The sequence below is a fragment of the Methanoregula sp. genome, assembly GCF_002835825.1.
Lineage (GTDB): Archaea > Halobacteriota > Methanomicrobia > Methanomicrobiales > Methanospirillaceae > Methanoregula.
Window position 1 is genome coordinate 1 of the sequence record NZ_PIZH01000172.1, and the last position, 4,736, is coordinate 4,736.

At 57.6% G+C, this 4,736-nt stretch carries 8 protein-coding genes and 1 tRNA gene; 3 read left to right on the top strand and 6 right to left on the bottom strand.

Annotation, left to right across the window (positions count from 1 at the left end):
* The first annotated feature begins 66 nt into the window (after positions 1-66).
* Entirely contained in the window at positions 67-345 is a 279-nt protein-coding gene (locus CW742_RS07390) for a hypothetical protein (RefSeq protein ID WP_292418552.1), read from the top strand.
* A 6-nt stretch (positions 346-351) separates the two neighbouring features.
* Here CW742_RS07390 and CW742_RS07395 read toward each other — a convergent pair whose 3' ends face one another.
* Positions 352-1,047 (bottom strand): Dna2/Cas4 domain-containing protein, encoded by a 696-nt coding sequence (locus tag CW742_RS07395; protein ID WP_292418555.1) that lies wholly within the window; start codon positions 1,045-1,047, stop codon positions 352-354.
* Positions 1,048-1,127: 80 nt separating this feature from the next.
* On the opposite strand from CW742_RS07395, the gene CW742_RS07400 reads away from it, so the two are divergent.
* Both CW742_RS07400 and CW742_RS07405 read left to right on the top strand, forming a co-directional pair.
* The gene (locus tag CW742_RS07400; protein WP_015284982.1) at positions 1,128-1,421 is read left to right on the top strand and encodes a DUF3467 domain-containing protein; all 294 of its coding nucleotides are present in this window, start codon (positions 1,128-1,130) and stop codon (positions 1,419-1,421) included.
* Between the two features lie 48 nt (positions 1,422-1,469).
* Positions 1,470-1,541: transfer RNA gene (locus CW742_RS07405), tRNA-Thr, on the top strand.
* 69 nt (positions 1,542-1,610) lie between these two features.
* Here the strand turns inward: CW742_RS07405 and CW742_RS07410 are convergent.
* The 5 genes from CW742_RS07410 to thiM all read right to left on the bottom strand — a co-directional run.
* Positions 1,611-1,871, bottom strand: a complete 261-nt coding sequence (locus CW742_RS07410) for a hypothetical protein (protein WP_292418563.1) — start codon at positions 1,869-1,871, stop codon at positions 1,611-1,613.
* A 10-nt stretch (positions 1,872-1,881) separates the two neighbouring features.
* Positions 1,882-2,910 carry a PAS domain-containing protein gene (locus CW742_RS07415; RefSeq protein WP_292418566.1) on the bottom strand — a complete coding sequence of 343 codons (1,029 nt, stop codon included), beginning with the start codon at positions 2,908-2,910 and terminating at the stop codon, positions 1,882-1,884.
* Between the two features lie 132 nt (positions 2,911-3,042).
* The gene (locus CW742_RS07420) at positions 3,043-3,429 is read right to left on the bottom strand and encodes a DNA polymerase ligase N-terminal domain-containing protein (RefSeq protein ID WP_292418568.1); all 387 of its coding nucleotides are present in this window, start codon (positions 3,427-3,429) and stop codon (positions 3,043-3,045) included.
* Complete coding sequence (thiE, locus tag CW742_RS07425; protein ID WP_292418571.1) at positions 3,426-4,070, bottom strand: thiamine phosphate synthase; 645 nt, start codon at positions 4,068-4,070, stop codon at positions 3,426-3,428. Before thiE ends, CW742_RS07420 begins: the two co-directional genes overlap by 4 nt.
* Positions 4,071-4,077: 7 nt before the next feature.
* A partial coding sequence (gene thiM / locus CW742_RS07430; RefSeq protein ID WP_292418575.1) for a hydroxyethylthiazole kinase occupies positions 4,078-4,736 on the bottom strand: 659 nt, incomplete at its 5' end.

The window sequence follows — 4,736 nt, forward strand, 5'->3', positions numbered from 1 at the left end:
TGTGCGATAGGTAAGGCATAGTCCCGGAAGAAGAACAAGTGCGGGGCCTGACACACACCGGACCGCATGGGCAACAGCAACTGCGGCATCTCTTCCTGCGAACAGGTGAAAGACCGGTACCGCCACACCTGCAGCGATTTTCCCTGCAGACGGCTGAAGCAGCTGGACACACGCTACAGGGCGAAATACCACATGAGCATGATCGACAACCTTGCGGCAATCAGGAAGGACGGAATTCGTGCTTTCGTCAAAAACGAACGGGAACGCTGGAGCTGCAAAGCCTGCGGCGGGATCATCGATGTCCACCACTACCGCTGTTCAGTATGTGGCAGGGAACCGGAATAACTGCCCTTACAACAATTCCGACAACCGCTTCCCCACGCTGCTTTCGCACTTCTCCTGGTGCCTGCAGCGGTTGCAGGGCGCATTGAGCGGGTGCTGCGGCATTGCACCCTCGCGGATCTCCCGCAGTTTCTTCAACGTGGCAATCACCTGCCGGCGGTCCCGGGGCTGGACTTCATGGAAGCGGGATACACCATCAGGAATGTATTCGATATGCCCGCCCTTTACTTCCGATCCGGTCATCTCCTCAAGGCAGAGCGCGATGGCAGCAACCCGGAGGCGGTCGGCGGCATAGGCACCAAACGGCAGGGCACCCGAGGCCCGGATGATGGAGAACGTCCCCTCGCCGTCGATGCGGTCGATCATGCCGGCCAGTTTCTGGATATCGGAGACTACCCGGACATCGGTCTCCGATGCAGGCTTCCACGCAGTCTTGTTGCAGGCAGCAATGCTGATGTCCAGCAATTCCCTTAAGGATGAGTCGATACCCGGCCGGACCGCGGCTACCTCCTGCCAGATGGCATCGGCTTCAAGCGGGGTTCCCAGGTGGTAAGACAGCTGTTTGCAGACCGCATAGCGGTCCGATTCCACAAGGGTCTCGTGCCGCTCGTAATAATACCGGACCGGGCAGGCATGCACCCGCACCAGGTCGGAGATTGTGCAGTAATCCGTGTGGGCAGCCAGGGTAATTCCTCTCTCTAGCATGTTGGAATGGGAGAAGAAGATAGTTACGGGACCGCCTCGCAGGAAAAGACGGATAATCTTTCAGGGTTAACACTGGTTGCATGGCATCCCAGGAAATATCCGTCAATATCCCCCCCACGCTCGACCCCGTGTACAGCAACATGATCCAGGTTGCGTACAAGGACGATGAGTTCACCTTCCTCTTCCTCCACCAGCTCCCGCAGGTCAACCAGGCGCGGGCCAAGGCCATCGTCTCGATCACTCCCTCGCATGCGAAGAACCTCGTTGCGGTCCTCTCAAAGAGCGTTGCCGACTATGAGTCCAAGTTCGGCACTATCGCGCCCAAGGAGCAGCCGGCACAGCAGAACGTTACAACGCTCTCCGGTTACTCGTAACCCACACATATTTTTATTAACGCAAAAGCCGATATTGTGAGGTATTGCGCCGCCGTGGCTTAGCGGTATAGCGGCTGATTCGTAATCAGCAGGTCGAGGGTTCAAGTCCCTCCGGCGGCTTCCTTCTTTTCCAGGTGTTTCTTCCATTGGCAGGTAATTTTATCCCGGGAAATGGCGCTTCACCGTGTTTCATTTCCGGCCGCGATACCATGCGCCGAGGATCATGGACAACGGGATCCCCCACAGGGGGTTTGCTACAACAAAGAACGCTTCGATTGCACGGAGAAACGGGCGCGACCACGAGGCCTCGTTTCCCAGTGCAATCATGAACCCGCAGAAGAAGAGAACGGCGCAGAGGAGAAGGTACAGGACAAGCCCGAGAAGTGCCCCCTTCCCGTACCGTAAAACCAGCCACCGGACCGTCCCCGGCAGGGTCATCTTATCCTGCATGCGGTTTTTCTCAGATTTTTTTCCGTTCCGAGACGTCACGGATTGTGCTCATGACAGCATTCATGCCGAAATACTCGGTGACCCGGCTGCTGATCTCAACCCGCATTGAACCGCCATCTTTCTTTTTGAGCTCCGACTCGAACAACAGATGGCCCCGTGCCGTGAACTGCTTAACCTCATCCGAAGGGAACATGGTCCCGGGATCTACCACGAGATCATAGAGGCTCTTGTTCATGAACTCCTTCCGGGTGTACCCAAGGTAGCGGCTCGCGATGACATTGGCCTCGTAGATCTTCCCATCGATGTCGTGAAGGATGATCGCGTCGCTTGCCCCGTCAAAGAGGGTGCGGTAGCGGAGCTCGGACTCGATCAGCTCGTCCTTCATCCGTTTGCCTTCCGTTATGTCCATGAACGAGAGCACGGTGAGCCCCTCATTGCTGACTGCTGCGGAAACAAGCACCCAGATCACGGTGCGGTCCTTCTTCCGCAACGCTACCTCCATCTCCGTTATCGTCCCTTCTTCACGGATCTTTTTTATGGCCGCAACTTCCTGTTTGGAATCGAACCACAGGTCGCCAAATTCCAGCCCGGTGAGGTCTTCTGGTGTGTACCCGAGAATGGAGGCGGCCTTCCGGTTGGCTGCCAGGATCTTCCGCGTCTCGCGGCTGATCGTCAGGATCCCGGCCTGCGAAGTCTCAAAGATCTCGCGGTATTTCCTCTCCTGGACAACCTGCGTAGAGAAGGCGGCAAGGACCACACCGAGCGAGACAAAGACATAGAAGAAAGCCATGCTCGCGGCGTACAGCTGGATGCTTGCCGGGCCGTACAGGTAAACAATACCAAGGAATACCCATCCGAGGCCAACGGTAAAATACACGGCATACCGGGGACAGCACCAGGCAACCAGCAGGATGGGGAGAATGTAGAAGTACGGGAAGATGTCAAAAAAGCCGTTTTTCAGGGAGTAGATCGAGATGAGGATGATCCCCAGGGTCAACAGCCCGGTAAAGGAGAGCCAGAGAGTGTTTCGCGGTGACACGGTATTCATATCGTTTCGGACCTGCACACAAATCTTCTGTTGAACATGGAGTGCAGAATTTCTTATAAGTTACCCCCGGGATCATATTCTCCAGCAGATGACCAGTGTAGTATAGACAATGATGGGGCAGGTTCATTCTTTTGCGCGGAGGATGAGCCATTCCTTTTCTCCGGCTTTTGTAAACCGGATGAGAACATATTTGCCGGTAAACCGGCTGCCGCTTAAGAGAATTTCAATCCGCCCGGGCTCCCATTCGAGAGGTTCGTACGTCCCGGTATCAGTGATCTTTACTTCTCCTGCCCCGTACTCGCCTTCCGGGATCGTTCCCTCAAACCCGATATAGTCCAGAGGATGGTCTTCGACAGCAATCGCAAGCCGCCGTTCGCCGGCCTTCTCCGGGAGCCCTTTGGGCACTGCCCAGCTGGCGAGGACGCCGTCATGCTCCAGCCGGAAGTCGAAGTGGTGGTGCCGGGCAAAATGCTCGTGCAGGACAAAACGCGGCCCGGTACTGCCACTCACAGCATTCCTCCCCGTGCGCGTTTCGCGGCGGCAACAATTGAAGCCAGCCTGCGTGCCGCTGCCGTGATGTCGGGCTGCGAGACTACCGCAGAGATGACCGCGATCCCGTCCGCTCCTGCTTCAATAACATCAGCAGCATTGGCAGGCCCGATGCCCCCGATGGCGATAACCGGGATGTGGACCGCGGCGCGGATATCCTTCAGGGTGGAAAGCCCGTACCCCGGGCCTGCATCTGCTTTTGAACCGGTGGAAAAGACCGGGCTGACTGCCACGTAGTCGGCACCCTGCCGTTCTGCGGCAAGGGCTTCGTCAACGGAACCCACCGATACCCCGATGATAAAGCCGGCCGGGGAGAGCTGGCGGGCAGTCTCACACGCAAGGTCACCCTGGCCAAGGTGAATACCGTCGGCCCCACAGGCAAGGGCGATGTTCAGCCGGTCGTTGACAATGAAGAGCGCTCCGGCTTTCCTTGTTATCTCCCGGATCTCCCGGCCAACCCTCACTATCTCGCGGGAGGGGAGGATTTTTTCCCGGAGCTGGATGACGTCTGCACCGCCAAGAACTGCCCGCCGTGCGATCTCGCTGTGTGGGAGGCCGCCGGCAAGGCCTTCATCCGTGACAACGTACAGGTCGGGTTTCATGGGACAGTTACACTGTTCTCATCCTTGTTGCCCGTGCAAGGTCTTCCGGAGTGAGGTTGGCAAGTTCATCGAAGAGCCCTTTCTTGAAACTGCCGGGTCCCCGCGCTGATGCCGCTGACCGTTCTCCAGCAATGCCGAACGCGGCAAACGCTGCTGCCGATGCAAGTACCATGTCCTTTGACTCCGCAGCAAAGACCCCGGTCACGGATGCTGCCATGCAGCCTGTGCCGGAGATGCTTCCCATCAGTGAGTGGCCGTTCTCCACGAGCAGCGTGTGTTTCCCGTCGGTGATCACATCTGTTGCACCACTGATGGCAACAGTCAGGCCGGCTGCCTCCGCGTACTCCTGTGCAATGGTGACCGGGTCACCGGACAACCCGTGAGAGTCCACGCCCCGGACTTTTGCTTCGGCACCGGCCAGCACACCAATCTCGCCGGCATTGCCCTTGAGAACCGCAACATCGAGCCGGTCCAGGAGCCGCTGTGCAGTCTTTGTCCGGTACTGCGTTGCACCGACTCCTACCGGATCGAGGATAACCGGGATCTTCCGCTCGTTTGCCATGCTGCCGGCGAGCTCCATGGATTCGATCTGTACATGGTTGAGGGTCCCGATGTTGAGGCACAGGGCATTTGCAATCACTGCCATCTCCTCAACCTCTTCCGCTT

Coding starts and splice junctions, on each gene's coding strand:
- CW742_RS07410 (WP_292418563.1), bottom strand. CDS start 1,871: ATGCAGGATAAGATGACCCTGCCGGGGACGGTCCGGTGGCTGGTTTTA.
- CW742_RS07390 (WP_292418552.1), top strand. CDS start 67: ATGGGCAACAGCAACTGCGGCATCTCTTCCTGCGAACAGGTGAAAGAC.
- thiE (WP_292418571.1), bottom strand. CDS start 4,070: ATGAAACCCGACCTGTACGTTGTCACGGATGAAGGCCTTGCCGGCGGC.
- CW742_RS07395 (WP_292418555.1), bottom strand. CDS start 1,047: ATGCTAGAGAGAGGAATTACCCTGGCTGCCCACACGGATTACTGCACA.
- CW742_RS07400 (WP_015284982.1), top strand. CDS start 1,128: ATGGCATCCCAGGAAATATCCGTCAATATCCCCCCCACGCTCGACCCC.